Annotated in this window: 1 protein-coding gene; it reads left to right on the top strand. The window is 72.4% G+C overall.

Annotated elements, in window-relative coordinates; translation table 11 throughout:
- The first annotated feature begins 356 nt into the window (after positions 1-356).
- Complete coding sequence (locus AC2CJA_RS26695) at positions 357-1,208, top strand: methyltransferase domain-containing protein (protein WP_484605216.1); 852 nt, start codon at positions 357-359, stop codon at positions 1,206-1,208.
- Positions 1,209-1,332: the final 124 nt, after the last annotated feature.

A 1,332-nucleotide genomic window follows, 5' to 3' on the forward strand; every position in this document is an offset into this window, starting at 1 on the left:
TGCACCTGCTGCTGGAGAAACCCCCCGCGCCCTCGTACGCGGAGTTCGAGCGGATGGTGAAGGGGGTGCGGGCCGCGGGCCGGTACGGCTAGGTCGTGTCTCCCAACTCTCGGGCCTGGAGGCATGAAGGGCTTCGCCGTGCTCGTAGACTCATGGCGTGGCATTCATGAGCACCCCGCACTGCTGCTTCCTGTGATCGGAAGGCGCTGAGGGCGATGCCGAACGGCGTCGCCCTCCTTGGTGTGCCTGCCACGTGAACCACGTTCCCAACGCTGCCCGTTCCTTTCCGAGGCAGTGACGCCCTGAGCGCGCGTGCAGGCACGGTTCCTTCCCTTCACGCTTGCCAGGAGTGCCTCGTGCCCGTGTCGCTTTCCCCTGCCCTTGAACTGTCCCTCGACGTGCTGCGCTGCCCGACGTGCCGCACGCGCCGCCTGCACCCCGGCCGCGGTGCACTGCGCTGTCCGGTGGGCCACACCTTCGACATCGCCCGCCACGGCTACGCCAGCCTGCTGACGGGCACCCGCGCCACCAGTGGCGATGACGCGGCCATGGTCCGGTCCCGGGACCGCTTTCTGTCCACCGGCGCCTACGCGCCCATCCGCGACATCGGGGCCCGCCTGGCGGCCGACGCCGCGTCCGAACGGGCCGCGGTGGTGGACGTGGGATGCGGAACGGGCTACTACCTGGCCGGCGTACTCGACCGGTTGCCCGGCGCCCGTGGTCTGGGGCTGGACACATCCGTGCGCGCGCTGCGCTCGGCAGCCCGTGCCCACGACCGAGCCGCCGCGGTGGCCTGGGACGTCTTCCGTCCCTTCCCGCTGGCCGACGGGGTGGCCGATGTCGTGTTGAACGTGTTCGCCCCGCGCAACCCGGTCGAGTTCCACCGCGTACTGCGCCCGACCGGCCGGCTGATCGTGGTCCGACCCACCGGGCGGCACCTGGCCGAGCTGCGTGGGCAGGTGCCTGCGATGGTCACGATCGACCCGGTCAAGGAACAGCGCCTGCACCGGGCGCTCAACCCGTTCTTCGAGGCCGCCGTCACCGAACAGGTGGAGTACTCCGTGTCCTTGACCAGGCTGGATGCCCTGGACCTGGTGGCGATGACGCCGAGCGCACGCCACGTGAGCCGTGCAGACCTGAACGACGGCGGCGTCCTGCCCGACCAGGTCACCGTCTCCGTGCTGGCCACCGCCTACCAGCCTCGGTGACCACGAGCGGGCGCATGCGCCTGCTGACCGACGAGCAATGGGCACGCCTGGCGCCCGGGGGGGGGCCGCCGCGGGGGGGGGGGGGGGGGGGGCGGGGGGCGCGGGGGGGGGGGGGGGGGGGGGG

This window comes from Streptomyces sp. ATLC9 (assembly GCF_057196705.1).